The 19,829-nt window shown below is 50.5% G+C and carries 20 protein-coding genes; 7 read left to right on the top strand and 13 right to left on the bottom strand.

Annotation, left to right across the window (positions count from 1 at the left end; translation table 11 throughout):
- Window positions 1-9: 9 nt before the first annotated feature.
- Window positions 10-1,182, bottom strand: coding sequence for a FecR domain-containing protein (locus tag IEX60_RS18515; RefSeq protein WP_188752898.1), 1,173 nt, complete (start codon window positions 1,180-1,182; stop codon window positions 10-12).
- Between the two features lie 227 nt (window positions 1,183-1,409).
- Here IEX60_RS18515 and IEX60_RS18520 point away from each other — a divergent pair, with 227 nt between their 5' ends.
- Window positions 1,410-2,588 (top strand): AI-2E family transporter, encoded by a 1,179-nt coding sequence (locus IEX60_RS18520; protein WP_188752899.1) that lies wholly within the window; start codon window positions 1,410-1,412, stop codon window positions 2,586-2,588.
- 107 nt (window positions 2,589-2,695) lie between these two features.
- The gene (locus IEX60_RS18525) at window positions 2,696-2,881 is read left to right on the top strand and encodes a hypothetical protein (protein WP_188752900.1); all 186 of its coding nucleotides are present in this window, start codon (window positions 2,696-2,698) and stop codon (window positions 2,879-2,881) included.
- Here IEX60_RS18525 and IEX60_RS18530 read toward each other — a convergent pair.
- The 7 genes from IEX60_RS18530 to IEX60_RS18560 all read right to left on the bottom strand — a co-directional run bounded on the left by IEX60_RS18530 (window position 2,878) and on the right by IEX60_RS18560 (window position 12,452).
- Complete coding sequence (locus IEX60_RS18530) at window positions 2,878-5,934, bottom strand: efflux RND transporter permease subunit (RefSeq protein WP_188752901.1); 3,057 nt, start codon at window positions 5,932-5,934, stop codon at window positions 2,878-2,880. The two genes, IEX60_RS18525 and IEX60_RS18530, sit on opposite strands and share 4 nt — an antisense overlap.
- A 6-nt stretch (window positions 5,935-5,940) precedes the next feature.
- A complete protein-coding gene (locus tag IEX60_RS18535; RefSeq protein WP_188752902.1) occupies window positions 5,941-6,990 on the bottom strand; it encodes an efflux RND transporter periplasmic adaptor subunit in 1,050 nt (349 codons plus the stop codon).
- A gap of 12 nt (window positions 6,991-7,002) precedes the next feature.
- On the bottom strand, window positions 7,003-8,358 hold the full coding sequence (locus IEX60_RS18540) for a TolC family protein (RefSeq protein WP_188752903.1): 1,356 nt from the start codon (window positions 8,356-8,358) through the stop codon (window positions 7,003-7,005).
- 31 nt (window positions 8,359-8,389) lie between these two features.
- Complete coding sequence (locus tag IEX60_RS18545; protein ID WP_188752904.1) at window positions 8,390-9,034, bottom strand: TetR/AcrR family transcriptional regulator; 645 nt, start codon at window positions 9,032-9,034, stop codon at window positions 8,390-8,392.
- Between the two features lie 89 nt (window positions 9,035-9,123).
- Window positions 9,124-10,704, bottom strand: a complete 1,581-nt coding sequence (locus IEX60_RS18550) for a hypothetical protein (protein WP_188752905.1) — start codon at window positions 10,702-10,704, stop codon at window positions 9,124-9,126.
- Between the two features lie 139 nt (window positions 10,705-10,843).
- Window positions 10,844-11,911: an EamA family transporter gene (locus IEX60_RS18555; protein WP_188752906.1), complete on the bottom strand. Its 1,068-nt coding sequence runs from the start codon at window positions 11,909-11,911 to the stop codon at window positions 10,844-10,846.
- Between the two features lie 43 nt (window positions 11,912-11,954).
- Window positions 11,955-12,452: an Lrp/AsnC family transcriptional regulator gene (locus IEX60_RS18560; RefSeq protein ID WP_188752907.1), complete on the bottom strand. Its 498-nt coding sequence runs from the start codon at window positions 12,450-12,452 to the stop codon at window positions 11,955-11,957.
- A gap of 214 nt (window positions 12,453-12,666) precedes the next feature.
- Between IEX60_RS18560 and IEX60_RS18565 the strand changes: the two genes are divergently transcribed.
- The 3 genes from IEX60_RS18565 to IEX60_RS18575 all read left to right on the top strand — a co-directional run bounded on the left by IEX60_RS18565 (window position 12,667) and on the right by IEX60_RS18575 (window position 15,655).
- Window positions 12,667-13,434, top strand: coding sequence for a 5'-nucleotidase C-terminal domain-containing protein (locus IEX60_RS18565; RefSeq protein ID WP_229717638.1), 768 nt, complete (start codon window positions 12,667-12,669; stop codon window positions 13,432-13,434).
- Window positions 13,409-14,374, top strand: a complete 966-nt coding sequence (locus tag IEX60_RS18570; protein ID WP_188752908.1) for a bifunctional metallophosphatase/5'-nucleotidase — start codon at window positions 13,409-13,411, stop codon at window positions 14,372-14,374. The genes IEX60_RS18565 and IEX60_RS18570 overlap by 26 nt, the downstream gene beginning before the upstream one ends.
- 78 nt (window positions 14,375-14,452) lie before the next feature.
- Complete coding sequence (locus tag IEX60_RS18575; RefSeq protein ID WP_188752909.1) at window positions 14,453-15,655, top strand: MFS transporter; 1,203 nt, start codon at window positions 14,453-14,455, stop codon at window positions 15,653-15,655.
- A gap of 10 nt (window positions 15,656-15,665) precedes the next feature.
- On the opposite strand, the gene IEX60_RS18580 is transcribed toward IEX60_RS18575, so the two are convergent.
- Entirely contained in the window at window positions 15,666-16,487 is an 822-nt protein-coding gene (locus tag IEX60_RS18580; RefSeq protein WP_188752910.1) for an SDR family oxidoreductase, read from the bottom strand.
- Window positions 16,468-17,082: a recombination mediator RecR gene (recR, locus tag IEX60_RS18585; protein WP_188752911.1), complete on the bottom strand. Its 615-nt coding sequence runs from the start codon at window positions 17,080-17,082 to the stop codon at window positions 16,468-16,470. The genes IEX60_RS18580 and recR overlap by 20 nt, the downstream gene beginning before the upstream one ends.
- A 115-nt stretch (window positions 17,083-17,197) precedes the next feature.
- Here recR and IEX60_RS18590 point away from each other — a divergent pair, with 115 nt between their 5' ends.
- On the top strand, window positions 17,198-17,908 hold the full coding sequence (locus IEX60_RS18590; RefSeq protein ID WP_188752912.1) for an LOG family protein: 711 nt from the start codon (window positions 17,198-17,200) through the stop codon (window positions 17,906-17,908).
- Window positions 17,909-18,109: 201 nt separating this feature from the next.
- Here the strand turns inward: IEX60_RS18590 and IEX60_RS18595 are convergent, their stop codons facing one another.
- Window positions 18,110-18,505, bottom strand: coding sequence for a hypothetical protein (locus tag IEX60_RS18595; RefSeq protein WP_188752913.1), 396 nt, complete (start codon window positions 18,503-18,505; stop codon window positions 18,110-18,112).
- Between the two features lie 105 nt (window positions 18,506-18,610).
- Between IEX60_RS18595 and IEX60_RS18600 the strand changes: the two genes are divergently transcribed.
- Window positions 18,611-18,766, top strand: coding sequence for a hypothetical protein (locus IEX60_RS18600; RefSeq protein WP_188752914.1), 156 nt, complete (start codon window positions 18,611-18,613; stop codon window positions 18,764-18,766).
- 68 nt (window positions 18,767-18,834) lie between these two features.
- Here the strand turns inward: IEX60_RS18600 and IEX60_RS18605 are convergent, their stop codons facing one another.
- A complete protein-coding gene (locus tag IEX60_RS18605) occupies window positions 18,835-19,278 on the bottom strand; it encodes a hypothetical protein (RefSeq protein WP_188752915.1) in 444 nt (147 codons plus the stop codon).
- On the bottom strand, window positions 19,275-19,613 hold the full coding sequence (locus IEX60_RS18610; protein ID WP_188752916.1) for a PadR family transcriptional regulator: 339 nt from the start codon (window positions 19,611-19,613) through the stop codon (window positions 19,275-19,277). The genes IEX60_RS18605 and IEX60_RS18610 overlap by 4 nt, the downstream gene beginning before the upstream one ends.
- Window positions 19,614-19,829: the final 216 nt, after the last annotated feature.

Here is a 19,829-nt window from a genome sequence, read left to right on the forward strand (position 1 = left end):
TATGCGTACTTATTGACTCATAATGACCTTCCTCCCTTCTCGTTTAAATTGATATCCTGTATTTATTTCTAACGCTTGCAACAATTCAGACAACAAGACATTCCGCGAAAGCGTACCCCATAACGGAACCTCCGGAATGGCTTTATCGTATTCAAATTCCACGTCATACCATCTTTCTATCTGCCGCAGTACAACCGACAGTCCGATGCGGTCAAACGTAAATTTTCCGTCTTTCCAACTTGTGTAATAGGATACATTTACCGGCTTTACCTGAATACGGCCATCCCGGATTACTGCTTGCTGGCCCGGCTGCAGTTCGCGCCGGTTATTCCGATCACTCGCTTGGACCAAGCGTACGGCACCTTCCAATAGCGTGGTAGCCGGTGCACCTTCATTTTCATAAACATTGATATTGAATTTGGTACCCAATACCTCCACTGCCTGTTGCTTACTTTTTACGATAAAAGGTTGATGCTTGTTGGCGGCTACTTCAAAATAACCTTCACCTTCCAGTTCCACTTCGCGGGTATCGCCGGTAAACCGGACCGGATAACGTAGTGAGGAAGCCGCATTCAGCCATACGTTGGAGCCATCCGGAAGCGTTACCTGGTACTGCCCACCCCGGGATGTCGTCAATGTTGCGTATTGGATACCCGCTTCGCCTTCGCTAACCTGGGTCACCAATGCACCGCCCTCATAACGTATCACACCCGGTTCTACTTTTACTCCCAGCTGGGTGCTGTCCAACACGATTGTTTCCCCACCTTCTACCACCAGAATGGCGCGGTTCCCACCCGGCTGGATATCCGCCAATTGCGGTATCTGCACGGTGTTGTCAGCGGTTTCATGACGATACAGATAAAAGGCTGCACCGACCGACAGTGCCACCGCCAGCACGGCGGCAACCCGCAGGTAAGCTACCCTCCTCCGTTTTATCCAAACCTTACGTTCAGCACCCTCGGCCATTGCCTTCACCCGGTTTAACACATGGCTATCCAAGCCATCCAATAGCTGATGAAGTTGCTCAGCCTGATCGGGAGAAATATGGTCATCGGTCAGCGCGGAGCGGATTAACGCGATCATTTCAGCCCGGTTGTCTGGTTGGCCTACGTAATCCATCAGCTCCTGCAGTTCCGTCCGACTTATGTTGTTTTGCAAATATTTGCGAAAGAGGTCTACCATGGTATTCCGTTTTTTATACGGTTTTTTGACGCAATACGCTGTTGGGGCAGAAAGCACCTGCCCGAAAAACCAACAAATTCATAAATTACTGGCAATCAGCTAGAAAAATTTAAAACATTCCAATTATTTTTTTGTTCCATTCTCAAACCTCTTACAACTAGTGTTGTCCATTTATTTCACTATCTTTGAAAGAGGGAAAATTACAAAAACGGCTTTATCTGAATCGTATGCAAGAAACTCCTACCAAACGGCCTTATGTATTGGAATTGGCTGCAAGTTTGATTTCGCTGGCGCTCATCATTGCGTTGATGTATGTACTGCAAGGCGTACTGCTGCCCCTGATGTTTTCGATCCTCATTGCCATTTCGCTTTATCCGGTGGCGGGGACGTTGGAACGGCTCCGGTTGGGGAAAGCCTTTTCCGCGCTGTTAGCGGTTATCCTGGCCATCGCCATCCTTTCCGGCCTCATCTGGTTTATCATCCATCAAGTAATCGTCATCGGCCGTGATGGTGCAGAAATCCAGACCAAATTTCTATCCATTTTTGACACCATCCAGCAATGGCTGCAGGAGCGTTTCGGGCTGGAACCGACCGACGTTGTTGAGCGGCTGAGAGGACAGGCCAACCAGATATTGTCCAACGCGGCATCATATGTGACCGCTGCATTCGGCTCGCTGGGCAATATTTTGGCCGGCGCAGTTTTGGTGCCGCTGTTCTCCTTTTTTTTACTTTACTACCGGGTTTTCTTCCGTGAATTTTTCTTCCGGGCGTTCCGTTCTACGCCTCAGGATGTAGTACATACCACCCTGAACAAAATTTATACCGTGGTACAGAGTTACCTGTTGGGATTGGTTACCGTAATGGGTATTGTGGCCATACTTAACACCGTGGGGTTGTGGATTATGGGCATCCAATATGCCTGGTTTTTCGGAACCCTGGCATCACTGCTTATGTTATTGCCCTACATAGGAATTGCCATCGGCTCCATACTTCCGGCGTTATTTGCGCTGGCCACCAAAGACAGTGCCTGGTATGCCGTGGGGGTCATCGCATGGTTCCAGGTGGTGCAATTCCTGGAAGGCAACGTAATCACCCCCAATATTGTGGGCAGCAAAGTCAGCATCAACCCGCTCATGGCCATTATTTCCATCTTATTGGGCGGTATGCTCTTTGGCCTCGCCGGATTGATCCTGGCACTTCCGCTTACCGCTACGATTAAAGTTATTTTCGATGCCATACCATCGATGAATGCGTTCGGATTTCTCATCGGCGAACCCGAGAAATATCACCTCAAACGGTATTCTACAAAAATCCTCCTGAAGCGATGGAACCTACGTGATATACTGGAAGCCAAAGAACGGAAAGCGAAAAATGAAACCGGAACCGACGAGAACAAAGAGCTGTAGATGCGACCGGCACGTTCAGGTCTATAACTAATGTTGCTTCCAAAGGCGAACAATTGAGGCATTCTACTGTTATTATAGTGAAGTGTAAAGCTATAAACAGAGACGTCATGAAAAGAAAGAGCATCGCTGAAACACCTGAGAAAAACCGTAATGCAGAAATGGGCCACCCAACGTCCGATAAAACATTCAAGGACATGCGAACCCTAAAACGTCACCAGGGCCTGCCCAATGCGGGTGGTGTCCGTACGGGCAAGTCCAAGATAGATAACGGCCAAGGTAACGAAAACAGTTAATCTGTTTTCATGTCGATCTTCGGTGGCATCAATTTGTAAACGACCGGTGTAACCACACGTGATAACAGGGTCGAACTGATCAGTCCACCGATCATTACCACCGCGAGGGGTGAAATGAGTGGATTGCTTGACCAAGCAATGGGCAGTAATCCACCTATTGCGGTCAACGACGTGAGGATAATGGGTAGAAAACGCATCTCCCCCGCTTTTTCAATCGCTTCATTGAGTTCCATACCCTCCCGGCGTAACTGATTCGTAAAATCGACCAATAGGATCGTGTTTTTCACCTCGATCCCCGCCAGTGCCACCAGCCCGATGGTGGCAACGAACGATAGTGTATTGCCTGTGACCAAGAGCGCCAGTGCCGCCCCCACAATACCCAGCGGAATGACCGAAAGCACAATCAGGGTACTTTTTAACGTCTTGAATTCAAGCACTAGCACGGCTATGAACAAAAACACCGTAACGAGTATCACGGTACCGAAGCCGCCGAACGACTGTTCCCGGCTTTCTACCTCTCCCCCCATCTCGTAGTGGTAGCCTACGGGCAGCTTCATGGCATCCATTTGACTCGCAACGTCTTGTATCACCTCGTCGTTGGTATACCCGGCATCGACGAAGCAATTGACCGAAACCGTACGGTCGCGGTTGAAGTGGTAGATGGCGGGTGGTGAAGGGACCAATTTTAATGCAGCGAGTTGACTGAAAGGTATCGCGGTTCCCTGTACGTTGTCAACGTAAATGGCGTCAAATACCGACAGATCGGGATACGCCGCCCTGGGTACGCTGAGCCGCACGAGGTAATCGTCATCGTCTGATGCAGGGTCTGTATAGGTAGTCACGTCAACGCCGGCCAGTACCATGCGGACCGTCCGGTCGATGTTGGCACTCGGCACCCCCAGCGCCAACGCTTTGTCGCGCTGTATGTCTACCTGGATATCCGTCTTATCGTTGCGTACCGGATTATTCACATACAGTGCCCCGGGCGTTTGCTCCATCATCTGCTCCACCCGGTAAGCAAGTTGCTTCAATGTATCCAGGTTATCCCCAAAGAGCCGTACTTCCACCGGGGAAATAACCGGAACCCCCTGCTCGAAATTCTTCACTTCCACCTTAGCGCCCAAATAGGGTGTCCAGCGTTGCCGGAGTCGTTCGATCAGCGCCTCTTTGTCCCTCGATGGAGTTTCCGGCTGCAATTGCACAAATATTTCAGCAAAATCAGCCCGTTCATTGGCTTGCTCTACATTGTAGTAAATCCGTGGATTTCCTTTGCCCACGTTGGATGCGAAGTACTGCACTTCCGGCAATGAATCCAGCTGTCTTTCGATCTGACGCGTAATGCTGTCCGTTGTGTAGATATTCGCTTGCAGCGGTGCGCTGATCCGGATCAGGAACTGCGGCTTTTCCGACGCAGGAAACAGGCTAAAGCCGATAACGGGAATAAGGGCCAAAGCGCCCACAAAGATCAACACGGCAATCACCACGGTATGCCAGGGGCGCTTCAATGCCCGGTCGAGCAATACGGAATACGTGCGGTGTATCGTCCGCTGCAGCCAGCGCAGTACGGCATTCCCCTCGGGGTTTTCATGGGGTTTCAGCAGGCGGCTGGAAAGAAAAGGCACCACCAGCAGGGCCACAAGCATAGATGCGAGTACGGATCCGATGACCGACATGGGCAGACTGCGGATGAAGTCGCCCGCCTGCTCCGGCATAAACATGAGCGGCATGAAGGCGATGGCCAGCGTAGCCGTACACCCTACCACGGCCAGCGCGATCTGGTGGGTGCCCTTGATGGCGGCTTCCACGCGCGAAAACCCCTCCCGCATCCACCGTTCGATATTTTCGACGACGACAATGCTGTCGTCCACGACCAGCCCCAGGGCAACCACAAACCCGACGATACTCAACTGGTTCAACGAATAGCCAAACACATTGAGTACAATCACACCCATCGCCAACGATAAGGGCACGGCGATCATCACGACCAGCGATGCCCGTGTGCCCAACGGCAGCAGGGTAATAAGGACCAGGGTTACCGCGATCAGGAAGTCGACCCCCAGGCCACTCAGCCGCTTATTTACATTTTCGCCCTGATCAAAATGCAGCACCATATCGATGTTTTCCGGCAGGCGTTCCCTGAATTGGTCCAATACCTGCCGGTAAGCCTCCTGTGTACGGCTGATGTTCTCGCCGGCTTTTTGTGCCGCATTGACAAATACGGCACGGTATCCGTTCAAACGGGTAATGTGTGTTTCCGGCGCAAAATCGGTGTATACATCGGCGATGTCCCGCAGCAGGATGTTTTTTCCCTGCGCGCTTGATACAATGGTATTCCGGATACTTTCAACGCTTTGGTAGTTGCCACTGGTTTTGATACTGAACACCTTTCCACCCGCCAGCACGCTGCCACCGGGAATATTCGCCCCTTCGCTCTGGATGGCTTGCATCACCTGGTTGAGCGGAATCCCCAATTGCGCCAGGCGGGCGGGCTCAACATCCACACGGACCAGCTGATCCGTCAGGCCGCTCACCTTGACTTCCTTCAATGCCTTTACCTTCTCCAGCTCTTCCTTGAGATCGTCGGACACCTCTTTCATCACTTTGCGCGATGCATTTTCAGAAATCAGTGCCACTTGCAGCACGTTGACACCCGTCGGGTCAATCTGCTGCACGTCGATGCTGTACAGCTCGGCCGGCAACTGAGGGCGCAACGCGCTTACCTCGCGGATCAGCTCCTGGTATTTATTGTCGTAATCTACGCCGTGCTCATATTCCACGAACAGCACCGCCAAACCGTTCAGGATCGTAGTCCGGATGCGTTTGATGTTATCCAGGTCATACAGCCGTGATTCGACGGGCTTGACCACCAGTTGCTCCATGTCCTTGGGATTCGTACCGGGATAAATCACCACCACCGGAAAATTGGCGGGCTGCATCTCGGGGTCTTCCGCCCGGGGCATGGTGAGGATGCTGCTTACGCCGATGGCGATGATCATCAGCACCATGATGAGCGTAAACTGATAGTTCTTAATCGGATATTTGATCAAGTCCATGGCTTTCTATTTTACCGTTATTTTTGAACCATCCCGGAGGTAAGGGCTGCCCGATACGATCAGCGAAGTCGCATCTTCCAGTCCGCCGGTCACCACGACACGGTCTTTCTGTATCCCGCCCACCTGTACCTGAACCCGTCGGGCTGTTTGGCCGTCGTCGGTAACGAATACGTAACCCGTCCCTGCATCGCCATCCAGCAGTGCTTCGTAAGGAATAAACCACGCACCTTTTTTAGCCGACAAATGGATTTCCGCCTTACCGAACATGCCCGAAGCTACGTTGAGAAGTTCGCTCCCTGTTAATTTCAGGTAAACGGTAAACGTTCCCGACTGCGGATCGATGCCTTCGGATTTACGGAACACTGTCGCCTGAAAGCGTTTATTGGGAGCTGCATCGGCGGTTATTTCCGCCTTGTCGCCCAATTGAATGGCCGACCATTGCCGGTCGCTCACGCCAACCTTAAGCAGCCAGCCATTGCGGCCCGTACTGCTCACCACCAAAACCGGGGTACCCGGCCCAACCACCTGGCCCGTGCTGGCCGGACGCTGCAACACGTAACCGTCGAATGCCGCATGGATGCGGGCATGTCCTAAGTTGTAGGCCGCGCGTTCTGCATCCTGTTTGGCGGCTTCAAACGCCGTTTGTGCATTTTCCATCTGCTCCTGGGTGGCTACACTGTCAAGAAACAGCTGCCGGGCACGCTGGTAGTCACGCTCGGCCTTTTCCAGTCCGAGCTGTGCCTGCCTGACCGCAGTGTTGATTTCCGTAGGTTCCAACGACGCCAACAACTGCCCCTTCCGGAAGGCGTCTCCCTCTTTCACATGGATCTGCTGAATGATTCCACCGTTTTTAAAGGCCAGTGCGGTTTCGTCATCGGTCGTGAATGTGCCCGTGGCTGCAATTGCCTGTGCAGTATCCTGGGTGGCCAGTTGGAGAATGCGCACTGGGATCACATTGCTGTCGGCCAGCCCATCGGCACGCTGTCCGTCGTGCCCGCAGGCACCGAGGCCGAGTACGAGGGCTATGTAATGATAGGGAAATGATTTCAAGTCCATTGTCTTGTATTTTTAGGGGGTAAGGGGATAGCTTGCTTGTTCGCGTTCGAGGCTTGCCGCCGCGGAAAGCACCTGATAGGTGTTGATCAATACGGCCATGCTGGCCGAGGTATATTGATTGCGCGCATCCACGGTCTCGATGTAACTGTTCGATCCGGCCTGATAGCCCTTTGTGATCAACCGGCGATAAGCCTGCGCCGCGTCCAGTTGGCTTTTTGCCGACTGATAATTTTTCCAGGCCGACCGAAGGTTATGGTAGGCTACCGAACTGGAAAGCTGCAGCTGTTGTTTTGCGTGCGCCAGCTGCAGCTGCGCATCCTGCAGATCGAGGCGCGACTGCTGGATTTTGTATTTATTTCGGTTGCCACTGAAAATCGGAAATTCCAATTGCAGCCCCGCCATATAATACCGCGTCTGCCCGTTGAAGTGGAAACCCTCCGATTGCGATCCGAGGTCGAGGAACGCATTCAGTTTCGGAACGGCAAACTGCCGATCCATTTTAAGCATTGTTGAACGGATATCGATGGCAGTCGACAACGATTTCAGTTCCTCCCGCTCACCGCCGGTATCGCTGTCGCCATGCACGATAGATGCCGCCCGCATGAGCGCGGCTTCATGATCAAAGGAGGTATCGACCGCAGCATCTTCCGTGCGGTTGAGCAGGCTGTTGAAATAAGCCCGCGCATTCCGCGCCTTCATTTCGGCATCGTTCAGTTTGGCTTCAGACTCGGCGACCTCGCTGTTCGAACGGAGCACGTAGGCCGGCAGCCCTTTTCCGTTCTCCACCAGTTTTTCGTTGGTACGCTGCCCTTCCCGGGCCAGATCCAGCGCCGCCCGGTAGATATCGGTAGCCCGCAGCGCACTGAGGTAATTGAAATAGGCCACCTTGATTTCCTTGATCAGCTCGCGTTTGTAGATATCCACATCCAATTCGCTGAGTTGCAATTGCTGTTCGTGGATACGCTTGTTATGGCCGATATCCGTATTAATAAGCGGCATGGTGGTGCGGATGTGCGCATCGTAATAATTTTTCGGCAGGAAATTGATGGTTTCGTTTTCAATCTCAGGAAAATTGCCGGATCCCGTCAGCTCGTTAAGTGTACGGTATACCGGATTGAGCATGTCTCCTATCGGCAGGGGTATATTCCGTCCCCCATCGGCTGTCTGATACCCCGCTTGCAAGGCCACGATGGGAAGATACATGCTCCGGGCAGATTTCAACGCATACGTGGCCTTTTGAAGCGATACGTGACGCTGTTTCAGCACCAGGTTGCTTTCCATCCCTTCGTTAACGTAACGATCCAACACCGCTTGTGCCATTCCCTGCCCGACGGTAAGCCCCAATAATAGTATTAATACCGTTCTCATTCTTAACAGTGTTTACTTATAAACAAAAATATTACTTGAGCCTTTCCAGTAATTGCAAGTAGGCGCTGAATACATTTACCAGTAACGTATCCTGCTTAACGAGTTCAATCCCGCTGCATTTTTCAGCAATGTGCTTGAAGTGGCTGGTGATGTGCAAGGAACACAACCCGTGCACCATGCTCCAGGAAAGCATGGCCATTTCCTCGGTGTTCATGCTGCTGAAATAACCGCGGGCCTTACACCCGTCCACCGTCTGCATCAATGCGTCAAACACCCGCTCGCCCTCCGGCCACTCTTCTTCCGGATGATGCGCCTGCAAATACTGCATCGGTTCTTTCATGATGAACATCAATTCGTAAAAATCGGGGTGATCCACAGCAAATTGGATGTACCCCCTACCCATCGCCTTCAATCGCTCAAAGGGATCATCTACATAGGCGAGCGTGGAAAACCGTTCACGCAACAAGCCAAATCCCTCCTGGTGGAGTGCATAGGCGATATCGGTCTTATCTTTATAATACAGATAGATCGTCGTCGGACTGAACTCGATTTCGGCAGCGATTTTCCGGATAGAGGTAGCCTCATATCCTTCCGTTACAAACAACTTTTTCGCCGCTTGCAGAATCTTGGCCTTAAAATCTTCCCGGTGCCGTTCCTTTCTTTCCTTGATACCCATAGCAATTAATTAACGTGTCAAAATTACTTAACACTGTTAATAAATAAAAATATTTTTTTATTTTTTTTTATGTTACCTGAACGATCCCATTAATTTACCCGGTTCCCCTGACGGTCATATGCGACCATCAGCACCGGCTTGCCGGGCACCTTGGGGATACGTGTTTTCGATCTGCCGGGCACGACCGTTGTGAAATAGGGAACTTCCGTTGGCACGGCAATGTTTGCTGGCTTATCGGTAAGAAACAGCAAGACCTGCACGCTGTCTCTGCGTGGGTTTTTGTAAACCAGGTATTCTTGCCCAACGGGTGCTGCCACCGATCGGCCATTGATTACATGGTAATCCACCGAACGCAGCCGATGGCTGTCAAAACGGTCTGAACGAACCAATTGATAGGTATCCTCTGCCAGGCTGTGCAGGTTCTTAAAACCGTTTTGGTCGATTGTCAGGGGGTCAATCCCATAACGCTCCCTGAAATGCGCCGCCATCCATTTCCTGCCATCGGAATCCGGCAATTCAAAAATATGCGACATGCCGGCATGCACCAGTACCTTGGCATGCGGGTCTTTGGCAAAAGTCTTTTCATACAGGTTGGTTGCCTGCCCGACTTCCCGGTCGATTGCGGGATCGGTATTTTCATAGCTTATCAGGGTAAACCCCAGTTCAAGCGCTTTCCGGACCATCCGCGCATAGTGCTGCTCCTGGATATAAAATCCGGTGTGCAGGTCGACTTGCCGGGTACGGTTCACGGTCTCCTCCTGCCGGGGATCAAGGGCCTCTAACGCGAGGTACTGAAAACCTGCGGCCCGCAACGAGTCCAACAGGTCGTAAACCAGCAAACGATGTGTGGGATAAAAATGATTTTCATTAATCATCACAAGCTGACGGTTACGCGATTCGGCCACAATGGAAGCCAGGGCGTCGTCACCCCGGATCTTCGGCTCGGTCTCCAACGTACGCAATGCCGCCGAATCCACCTCCATCCTGGCTTCTAGTGCAGCCAGCTCCCGCCTATAGGCTTCATGATCTCCAAGGAACGATGCATAAGTGAGCACCAATTGCGTTTTGTTCCATTGCTCCTGTTCGGTATACACCGGGAATTGCAGCAGATTGTCCAGCACGGCATACAACTTGTTGGTTGGAGTGCCGGTGATCGTAAAAGGTGACCCAAAGCGATCGCCGGTTAAGGAATCCAGCCCCATGCGGCCCCAGATGTCTGTTAAATCCTTATCCACGGAAATACGGTCGTTGTCACCACCGGCACGTCCAATAAACCTGAACCACTTGCCGCTCACGCAGGTATCTCGGTAAAAGAAAGCTGGGTCCATGGAAGGCATTTCGCCGTTACACGCTTCATTCACCGTAAGCGCAAACGAATAGTAGGGCGGCGCCGCAGTATTGCCCCATAGCACAAGACTATCGCCCGGAGCCAACGGAACATTGCGCAGCAGCCGTCGAAGCCGCCGGGCATCCCGCTCGTAGACGACGTCTCCAAAAGAAGGGAAAAACAGGGAAACCGAATCGTTGTATACCACGTTGCCATACAACGGCAAATACCTGTTATGCTCAAAATGGCGACTGATTTGGGGCGACCGGCATCCGGCCAGCAGAGCGGCCATCCCCAATATCCCGTACATACAATGGCTGTAACTTATTGCTGTTTTTCTCATTCTGTTTAATAACTAAGTTTTTAGTTTTTAAACGCGGATATTCCGGATTTAGTACACGGGACCCCACATAAGATTGGGTACACACCTAATGAAATGCGACCGAACTTTCATATTAATCAAGGATCGTGTGGGCAATTACTTAGTGAGGCATCTTCCCCATACGCCGCGATTCTGAAGAGGCAGGGAGCGCCGTCCGTATCCTGGCCTGTGTGCGTACGCGTTCACGAAGCCGCGCATACCGGCTTCCACGTTTGGTAAACAGGGCCGATAGGTTATAGGTATCCCAATTGATCAGGAATACACTGCCCAGGATCACCAATAGTGCCGTTAACTGAGAAGAAGTGACCGTTTCGTGGGCAAACCAGGCACCCAACAATACGGCGACAATCGGATTTACGTATGTGTGCGTGCTTACTTCCGTTGCCCGCCGGACCTGCAGGAGCCAGATATAGGAACTGTAAGCGACAATAGAGCCCATAACAATCAGGTAAGCGATGGCCCACCATGCCGAGGCCGGGACCGCGTCGAACTGAAAACGGGCAACTTCGCCCCGGCCGGCCGCAGTCACGGTGAAAACCATTCCTGCAATGAACATCTGCCATGCGGTGCCTACTACGCCACTCCCCTTTTCACCACCGCCGGACTTCCCCCGATACTTGGCATACAGCGAACCTGCAGTCCATGCGAGGGCACCGATCAGCAGGAGAGACATACCTACGAAGTTTGTTTGCCGCTGGGAAGCATCCAGCGCCTGTGCCAGACGGTCGCCGAACAGCATGACCACACCGAAAAACCCCATGAAAAGGCCGATAACCACAGGCAGGTTACCAAAATTGGCTTTCCAATTGGGCTTATCCAAAACAATGAACCAAATGGCGGCCGAAGCTGACATAATGGCAACAAGGCCGCTGGGCATGAACTGCTCAACCCAAATGATAATGCCGTTGTCGACATACAGAAGCAACAACCCCATCAGCCCCGCGTGAAGAATGGTGGGTCGATGGAAAATCCGGTATCCTTTGAAGTAACACCAAGCGAGCATGAGCAATCCGGCCGTACTGAACCGTATAGCTCCCAACAAGAAGGGACCAAAACCCGCTAATGCTTTGTGGATGAAAAAAAACGTCGACCCCCAAACGATATAGATCATGGCGAAAGCCACAATCACCTTCAATTTGAAATGCGTGCCCTGTGTTTCCCTTGTCATTGTTGTCTTCGTCCTTATTTTTTATTCCTTCTACCTGTATTCGTTATTCCTTCCGTCCTTGCTCTTCCAGCTCGGGGATTACCAACTGCTGTTCTTCTTTGACGGTTTCCAGCACAATGGTGGTGCGGGTAGAGATGATGCTCGGTATCTTTGCAAACGAGTTACGCATCAGCTCCACCAATGCCGCTGAATCGGCCGTGCGTACTTTCACGAGATAACCGTCATCGCCTGCGATATCGTGCACTTCCTGTACCTCCGGGATCGCCGCTAATGCCTGCCCCGTGGTGACACATCCAATGCCGTCTGCCGCGCGGATGAAAATGAACGAAAGCATGGTCTGGCCCAAAGCAACGGGATTAATTTTCGTCCGGTATTGCAGGATCACTTCCCGTTGTTCCAGCTTTTTTATCCGCTCCAGAATCGCTGATGGGGCCATTCCCAGCTCGCGGGCGATGTCTGCATTGCTGATCCGTGCATTTTCCTGCATTAAGCGCAGGATGGCGTAATCAGTCTGATCCAGGCTATAGTCTATTTTGTTCATTGTTCTGCAAAATTAACATATATTTGAATTATATTCAAAATACATGCCAATATAATGAATTATATTCTACACTAACGACCATTACCTGACCTGTTCCTATTTAGCGGAAAACTCCCGTGGTTCGTATTCAGGTCACAAAAACTTCTTCACAATTTAACCCAGGTTGGCTACCTTTGCTTACGCTTGGCTGCGGCCAAGGGAATTTCGCCACACCATGAAATATTTTACCCCCAGAAGTTACCTTGTATGGCTTGCCGTAGCCCTTGGCTTAGAAAGTACGTCGTGCAATAAATACTTTACTCCGCACGGACAGGCTACCTATACCAAATTTCAGATTGACAGCACCCTGGCAGACGACCCTACTTTTATACGATTGTATGAACCGTACAAGCAACAACTGGACGCGGAAATGAATCGTGTAATCGGCTACGCCGACACAGCCTTAACCAAACCCAGCGGCGTGCCTGAAACACGCCTCGGCAACTTCTTTGCCGACGCGTTATTGGCCGAAGGGCAAAAGCGATATCCAGACGCCGTCTTTTCCTTTGGCACGAAAGGCGGCTTACGCATCGAATTGCAAAAAGGGAATATCACCGTGGGTAATCTTTTCGAACTCATGCCCTTCGAAAACGAATTGGTACTGCTGGAGCTTTCGGGCGATAGCGTCCTGCAACTGGCTCGTTTCATTGCGGCCACGGGTGGACAGCCGGTCTCGGGACTGCGGATGAGAATCGATAAGGGGAAAGCTGCTGATATTACGGTTGCGGGTAAGCCCGTAGAGCGATCTCGCACCTACAAACTGATTACGTACGATTATCTTGCCAATGGAGGTGATAATTCCCGTGGATTGAGTAATCCGGTTAGCCGCATCAACCTGGGAGAGAAAGTCCGGGAAACATTGATCACCTATGTTAGCGAACAGACGCAGGCAGGCAAACACATAAATACGCAACTCGATGGAAGAATTATCCACAATCAATAGACGTCTTTTTCTGAAGCAAGCAGGCACGCTTGCCATGCTCTCAACCTTGGGCGGGGTTCCGTTTGCCGCTTTGGCCAACGAAGATCACGTCTCATTGACCATTCTGCATACCAACGACGTGCACAGCCGCATTGATCCGTTTCCAATGGATGGTTCACGCAATCAGGGTTTGGGGGGCGTGGCACGCCGGGCGACGCTGGTGGAACGCATCCGGAGCGAGCAGCGAAATGTACTCTTACTCGACGCAGGTGACACCGTACAGGGCACCCCCTATTTCAACCTTTTTGGGGGGAAAGTAGAATTGGAACTGATGAGCAAGCTGCATTACGATGCGAGCACCTTTGGCAACCACGAATTTGACAACGGATTGGAAGGCTTAGCGAAGATGCTTCCTTACGCCAAATTCCCTTTCCTCACAGCCAATTACGATTTCAGCAATACACCCTTGAAGGGAAAAACACGGGACTATATTATTTTCAGGAAACAGGACCTTCGGATTGGCGTATTTGGATTGGGGATCCAGCTGGCTGGCTTGGTTGACCCTACCAATTGCCGCGATGTGAAATACGTGGATCCTGTTCCCATCGCAAACACCCTCGCTTCCCGGCTTAAGCATGACTACAAGTGCAGCCTCGTCATTTGCCTATCGCATTTGGGTTACCGCTATGCAGACAATCAGGTTTCTGACCGGGTATTGGCTGCCGACACCCGCTGTATCGATCTCATCATTGGGGGGCACACCCATACCTTTATGCCGGAACCGGAGCACATCCGCAACCTCGATGGACAAGTGACCACCATCAATCAGGTAGGATTTGCCGGTATTAACCTCGGCCGACTTGATTATGTGTTTGAACGGACAACGGGGAAGAAAAGGTTGGTAACAGCGGGCCGGTACGAGATTTCCGAACAGGTGTATTCCTCAATCGAACACGGATAAGGTGGCATCCAAATGGCTATCTGAAATAAATCCGTAGCAATCCGTGAAATCTGTGTTATCCGCGTTCTATTACCAAACATGAAAGAACTTTTACGCATCTATATTGACTCGTACAGAGGGCTGTCCAAATCTGCTTGGATGTTGGCATTGGTGATGCTGATTAACCGCACCGGGGCCATGGTATTGCCTTTTCTGAGTATTTATATGACACAGGCATTGGGTTTCACCATTAAGGAGGTAGGTGTAGTGTTAGCCTGTTTCGGATTAGGTGCGGTTACAGGCTCGTGGCTGGGTGGATGGTTAACAGACCGCTACGGCAATTTCTGGGTACAGACACTGAGCCTGCTCCTATCTGTTCCGCTGTTTTCGGTAATCCCTTTATTCACTTCCGTTGAGTCCCTTGCAGCTATCATTTACATCCTGAGCGTAACCACGGAATCGTTCCGACCCGCCAATTCCGTTTCGGTAGCACGTTATGCCAAACCTGAAAATATTACACGCGCTTTTTCGCTCAACCGGATGGCCATCAACCTCGGTTTCTCCATTGGACCTGCACTGGGGGGCTTCCTGGCCTCGATTTCTTACAACTGGATCTTCTATGGTAATGCCTTAGGCGCCTCCATTGCTACCCTGACCTTTGTTTCGTTTTTCTACAAACGGAAAGGGAATGTTAAGTCCCGGCCCGCTGAATCGGCTAAGACTGTCGCCGATCCTACGCAATCGCCTTACCGCGACCGGGTTTTCCTGCTGTTCAGTTTGCTCTGCTGCATCTATGCGATCTGCTTTTTTCAACTGCTGAGTACACTTCCTCTTTTTTATCAAAAAGGACACGGCCTTACGGAAAGCCAGGTGGGTATTATTTTAGGGTTCAGTGGTTTCGTTGTTGTGGTTTTCGAAATGTTGCTGGTGCATATTGCGGAACGCCGCCTTACCTATGCAAGCAGTATTTTCTGGGGAACGGCTCTTTGTGCGGTTTCCTTTGCCTTACTGCCCATGCCTACGGGCTACTGGATTCTGTATGCTGCTATTTTTCTGATGAGTATTTCAGAAATTCTTGCCATGCCTTTCATGGCCTCCGTGGCCGTGAAACGTGCTTCAAAACAAAACCAGGGCGCTTACATGGGGCTGAATGCTTTGGCTTTTTCGGCAGCACATGTCTTTTCGCCATTTGTCGGGACCCATGTGGCCGACAATTATGGGTTCAATATTCTTTGGTGGGGCACCGCAATCGTTCTTTTAGGTGTATCCGGCGGACTGTATTTCGTCGTGAGGAAAATGTAGAAGTTGATTTCTACTTCACCAACGGATTTTTTTCTTTCGCAAAAAGCTTATAGACCTGCTTGTCTACCCAGGCGGGCAGCAGTTTGTTCATCAGTACCGCCAGTTTGCCCTGGCGGGTCATTACCAACGCACGCTTCCGGCGCAATACCCCCTGCACAATGCGCCCGGCAACTTCTTCGGCTGTCATCATCTTATCTTCATCCATGCTGGTCTCTCCATGGGCACTCCCTGCGGCATCCAACGCTGTCTGCCGGATATTGGAGGCGGTGAAACCCGGACATGCCAGCATCACATGGAGACCGGTTTTCAGATTTTCCACGCGAAGGGATTCCATGAATCCATGAATGGCAAATTTAGAGGCTGAATACCCCGTGCGCCCCGGCAGGCCCCGGTAACCGGCAATGGAGGATACGGCTACCACCGATCCCTTACTGCGGAGTAATTCACCTATTGCGTACTTGGTACAGTACACCGTACCCCAAAAATTGACATCCATCAGCCTGCGCAATACAGACAGATCCAGATCGGCAAACAGGGCACGCATGCTGACCCCCGCGTTATTCACCAACACGTCTACACCACCAAACGTGGTGACGGCTTGCTGCACCAATGCCCGGCAATCCATTTCGTTTGCCACGTCGCACTGCACGGCTACTGCACGTATGCCATACCTGACCTCCAGGGATTGGCTGATGGCGCATAAGTCGACGTAACGCCTGGCCCCCAATACCAGCGACGCGCCCTGCCGCGCAAATGCTTCCGCACAGGCCAACCCGATACCTGAAGAAGCTCCGGTGATAATGACCGTCTTGTTATGCAATGCTCCGTTCATAGGGTACCCGGGTAGCGATAGACCGGCCAAGGGTTACTTCATCCACATATTCAAGCTCACCTCCAAAGGCTATGCCGCGGGCGATGGTACTGATCTGCACACCGAAATCTTTCAGTTTCTTATACAGGTAAAAAATAGTGGTATCACCTTCCATGGTGGCACTTAGTGCGAGGATTATTTCGTGTACCCCACCGGCCGCTAACCGGCTGACCAAACTCTCGATCTGGAGGTCAGACGGCCCCACTCCATCCATGGGCGATATCAGTCCGCCGAGCACATGGTATACACCCTGATATTGATTGGTATTCTCAATGGCCATCACATCGCGCGTATCCTCAACCACGCAGATCAGTCCTTTGTCGCGCTTGTGAGACGCACATATTTCGCAAATCGTATGGTCGGCGATATTGTGGCAGGTAGTGCAGTACCGGATTTCCTGTTTCAGGCGATTCAATGCTTCGGTAAACCGCACGACATCGGTCTCGGGTTGTTTCAGCAGGTGCAGCACCAGGCGCAGGGCGGTCTTCTGCCCCACTCCCGGCAGGCGTCCGAACTCGATCACCGCCTGTTCCAGCAACTTGGAAGAAAAGTTCATGACGCAAAGATAATTGTTTAGGCTGGAAGTCCGAAAGCCGGATTGAACGCGTCGTCCGTGTTCCATCCTTTGCGCAAAAAATCCTACTTTAGCGAAAATCAAAAAATTACCGACGATGGCAAGAACACGGGAAGATAAAATCATGCGGGCCTTTGAAAACAAGACCTGGCAGGAAATCAAAGTGAAAGATTCCTGGCAGATTTTCAAAATCATGGCCGAATTTGTAGATGGATTTGAGAAGCTGGCCAAGATAGGCCCCTGTGTATCGATGTTTGGATCGGCCCGGACGCCACAGGACCATAAAAATTATAAACTGGCAGAAGACATCGCACGGCTGCTTACCGAACGAGGGTACGGTGTGGTATCGGGTGGCGGGCCGGGTATCATGGAAGCCGCCAACAAAGGTGCTTATGAAGCCGGGGGAAAATCGGTAGGCATCAACATCGAACTCCCCTTTGAACAATTCCACAATGCCTATATCGATCGGGACAAACTACTGCAGTTCAACTATTTTTTTGTGCGGAAAGTCATGTTTATGAAATACTCCCAAGGGTTCATTGTTCTGCCCGGTGGATTTGGCACCATGGATGAACTATTTGAAGCCATCACGTTGATCCAAACCGGAAAAATCGCCCGGTTTCCGATTGTGCTCGTCGGCGAAGCATACTGGGGCGGACTTTTCGACTGGGTAAAAAACAGAATGCTTGAGGAAGGAAATATCAGTCCGGAGGACTTGAATCTTTATCGTTTGGTAGACACAGCCGAAGAGGCTGCCGGTCATATCTTCCGGTTTTATGATAAGTATTTGCTCAAACCGAATTTTTAAGTAGAATCGCTTTGGTTGCTCGGAAGAACAATTTCAAGTATTCTATTTCCATAACTCGTCCAGTGTCATTTTCACTGTACAGCCCGCCTTAATATCCACTTCGCCTTCCTGCATTTTGTCCGCCGCGCCTGCCTTAACATTTTTAATATCGTTAATTGCCATCGTCGACCACGGTTAGCTACGGCAGCTTTCTATCCGGTGCTAAGGCATCTGGCAGATTAGGCTTCTATAGCTAGCAAAATATTTTTTGGGCATAATCAGCGAGGCTGCCAGCAATGAACCGAAAATGGCAATCCCAATCAGTAACATTTGCCACCTCTCCTGATTCTCCGCCGGAAATTCATGGAACTCCGAAAGTAACGCTAACAGAAAGTAAGCACTCGCACCTCCCAATAAAATGGCTATCGAAAGCGCAAGATACTTATTTTTCCAAATCAATAGTATTGCAATTACCAGTATGCCAAAAACCATCATGCCACTAAAGGACGTAAAAGACGACGCCCCGATCCATTCGCCAATGAAACAGACCACTGCTGTTCCTAAGAGTAAAATCTCTAACGTATAAGGAAGTACCTTTCTGATTTTGCTTGCATTCATGTTTTATGCATTTACTCAGTGTTACGAGTTAGCTGACCAAACTTAGCTAAAGTTACGCTAAAATGCAAGAAAAATCAACCAAAGAAGCTGCTAAAACAGGAGCTTATGCTGTTCAAACTCCCGGCACTTTCGGATAGCATACGAAGTAATCCGGAAAAACGCCGCAAAAAGGAATGTGAAAAGCAGGATGACGCATACGAAAAGGCACGCATAGATCCAGGTTTCTTCCGGATGAAGGGTGAATTGATCAGATATCGCTGACCACCCTCCCCCGATCTGTAAGAGAAAGGTCGGTAGAAGTATAAATTGATTAGCGAATTGCATGGCCATCAGCTTACGGTACTTGCGTTGTAACCACAGACTATATGCGGCTGCTCCCACTGAAAAGCAAGATAGACAAAACCCGAAATTGTCAACAGCCAAGGCGTGGCAATCATAAAAAAAAGCCGGTATAATACCACCCCAAAACCTCCTACTACCAACACGGTGGGGAAAGCCATCCACTGCTTGAATTCAAGACATATTTGATAAAAATATTTCTCACGAAGTGACTTAGCCATCGCTGCCTCCAGTTCACTAAATCCGAATATACCGAATTCCGCATGGGTCTGTTGCAGCGCCTCTTCAAAGTTCATACCGGGATTCCTCGTCAGTTTTTCCTCGATGCTGCAAGCTACATGATCGATAATTTCCATTTGGAGATCGATCGCGGTAAAACCGCGCTGGCGGATGAAAGCCCGGAGACGTTCCAGTTGTTGTTTATTCAACTTCACGACGCAGCAGGCTTAATATTTAACACCAATTGCAGTTTCTCGATGAAAGTAGTGGCCTCGCTCATTTTTTCCTTCACCTCACCTTTACCCTGTGGAGACAACGCGTAGTATTTGCGCACGCGCCCATCCACCAACTCTGTACTGGTTTCCAGTAAGCCATCTGCTTCCAATTTGTGTAACGCAGGATATAAAGCACCTTCGGTCAGTTTGAATTCCCCGTGACTCAACTGCCTTACCTTCTGTGTGATCTCGTAACCGTACATCTTATCATGGTCTTCGAGTAACTTCAAAATAATGGTTTGAAGTGTGCCTTTTAACAGTTTTGCCGAACTCATGCAGCAAATATATAGTTTTCCAATATATATAAGAAATTTATGTATAATATTTTTATCGTTATCCGAAGCACAAAAGGAACAACAATTGCACGAACCTGCTATTTTTTCAGTATAATTCATTAATCACCAGTCAATTATTCAGGTTCAACTAAACAGAACAAGACAAATTTTCCGATTCCGCAATCAAATCTCACGTGGTACTTGTTTTGACTATAC

Origin of the sequence: Parapedobacter defluvii (assembly GCF_014642075.1) — a bacterium.
In the GTDB taxonomy this organism is placed as follows: Bacteria; Bacteroidota; Bacteroidia; order Sphingobacteriales; family Sphingobacteriaceae; genus Parapedobacter; species Parapedobacter defluvii.

Coding starts and splice junctions, on each gene's coding strand:
- IEX60_RS18515 (WP_188752898.1), bottom strand. CDS start 1,182: ATGGTAGACCTCTTTCGCAAATATTTGCAAAACAACATAAGTCGGACG.
- IEX60_RS18520 (WP_188752899.1), top strand. CDS start 1,410: ATGCAAGAAACTCCTACCAAACGGCCTTATGTATTGGAATTGGCTGCA.
- IEX60_RS18525 (WP_188752900.1), top strand. CDS start 2,696: ATGAAAAGAAAGAGCATCGCTGAAACACCTGAGAAAAACCGTAATGCA.
- IEX60_RS18530 (WP_188752901.1), bottom strand. CDS start 5,934: ATGGACTTGATCAAATATCCGATTAAGAACTATCAGTTTACGCTCATC.
- IEX60_RS18535 (WP_188752902.1), bottom strand. CDS start 6,990: ATGGACTTGAAATCATTTCCCTATCATTACATAGCCCTCGTACTCGGC.
- IEX60_RS18540 (WP_188752903.1), bottom strand. CDS start 8,358: ATGAGAACGGTATTAATACTATTATTGGGGCTTACCGTCGGGCAGGGA.
- IEX60_RS18545 (WP_188752904.1), bottom strand. CDS start 9,034: ATGGGTATCAAGGAAAGAAAGGAACGGCACCGGGAAGATTTTAAGGCC.
- IEX60_RS18550 (WP_188752905.1), bottom strand. CDS start 10,704: ATGAGAAAAACAGCAATAAGTTACAGCCATTGTATGTACGGGATATTG.
- IEX60_RS18555 (WP_188752906.1), bottom strand. CDS start 11,911: ATGACAAGGGAAACACAGGGCACGCATTTCAAATTGAAGGTGATTGTG.
- IEX60_RS18560 (WP_188752907.1), bottom strand. CDS start 12,452: ATGAACAAAATAGACTATAGCCTGGATCAGACTGATTACGCCATCCTG.
- IEX60_RS18565 (WP_229717638.1), top strand. CDS start 12,667: ATGAAATATTTTACCCCCAGAAGTTACCTTGTATGGCTTGCCGTAGCC.
- IEX60_RS18570 (WP_188752908.1), top strand. CDS start 13,409: ATGGAAGAATTATCCACAATCAATAGACGTCTTTTTCTGAAGCAAGCA.
- IEX60_RS18575 (WP_188752909.1), top strand. CDS start 14,453: ATGAAAGAACTTTTACGCATCTATATTGACTCGTACAGAGGGCTGTCC.
- IEX60_RS18580 (WP_188752910.1), bottom strand. CDS start 16,487: ATGAACGGAGCATTGCATAACAAGACGGTCATTATCACCGGAGCTTCT.
- recR (WP_188752911.1), bottom strand. CDS start 17,082: ATGAACTTTTCTTCCAAGTTGCTGGAACAGGCGGTGATCGAGTTCGGA.
- IEX60_RS18590 (WP_188752912.1), top strand. CDS start 17,198: ATGGCAAGAACACGGGAAGATAAAATCATGCGGGCCTTTGAAAACAAG.
- IEX60_RS18595 (WP_188752913.1), bottom strand. CDS start 18,505: ATGAATGCAAGCAAAATCAGAAAGGTACTTCCTTATACGTTAGAGATT.
- IEX60_RS18600 (WP_188752914.1), top strand. CDS start 18,611: ATGCTGTTCAAACTCCCGGCACTTTCGGATAGCATACGAAGTAATCCG.
- IEX60_RS18610 (WP_188752916.1), bottom strand. CDS start 19,613: ATGAGTTCGGCAAAACTGTTAAAAGGCACACTTCAAACCATTATTTTG.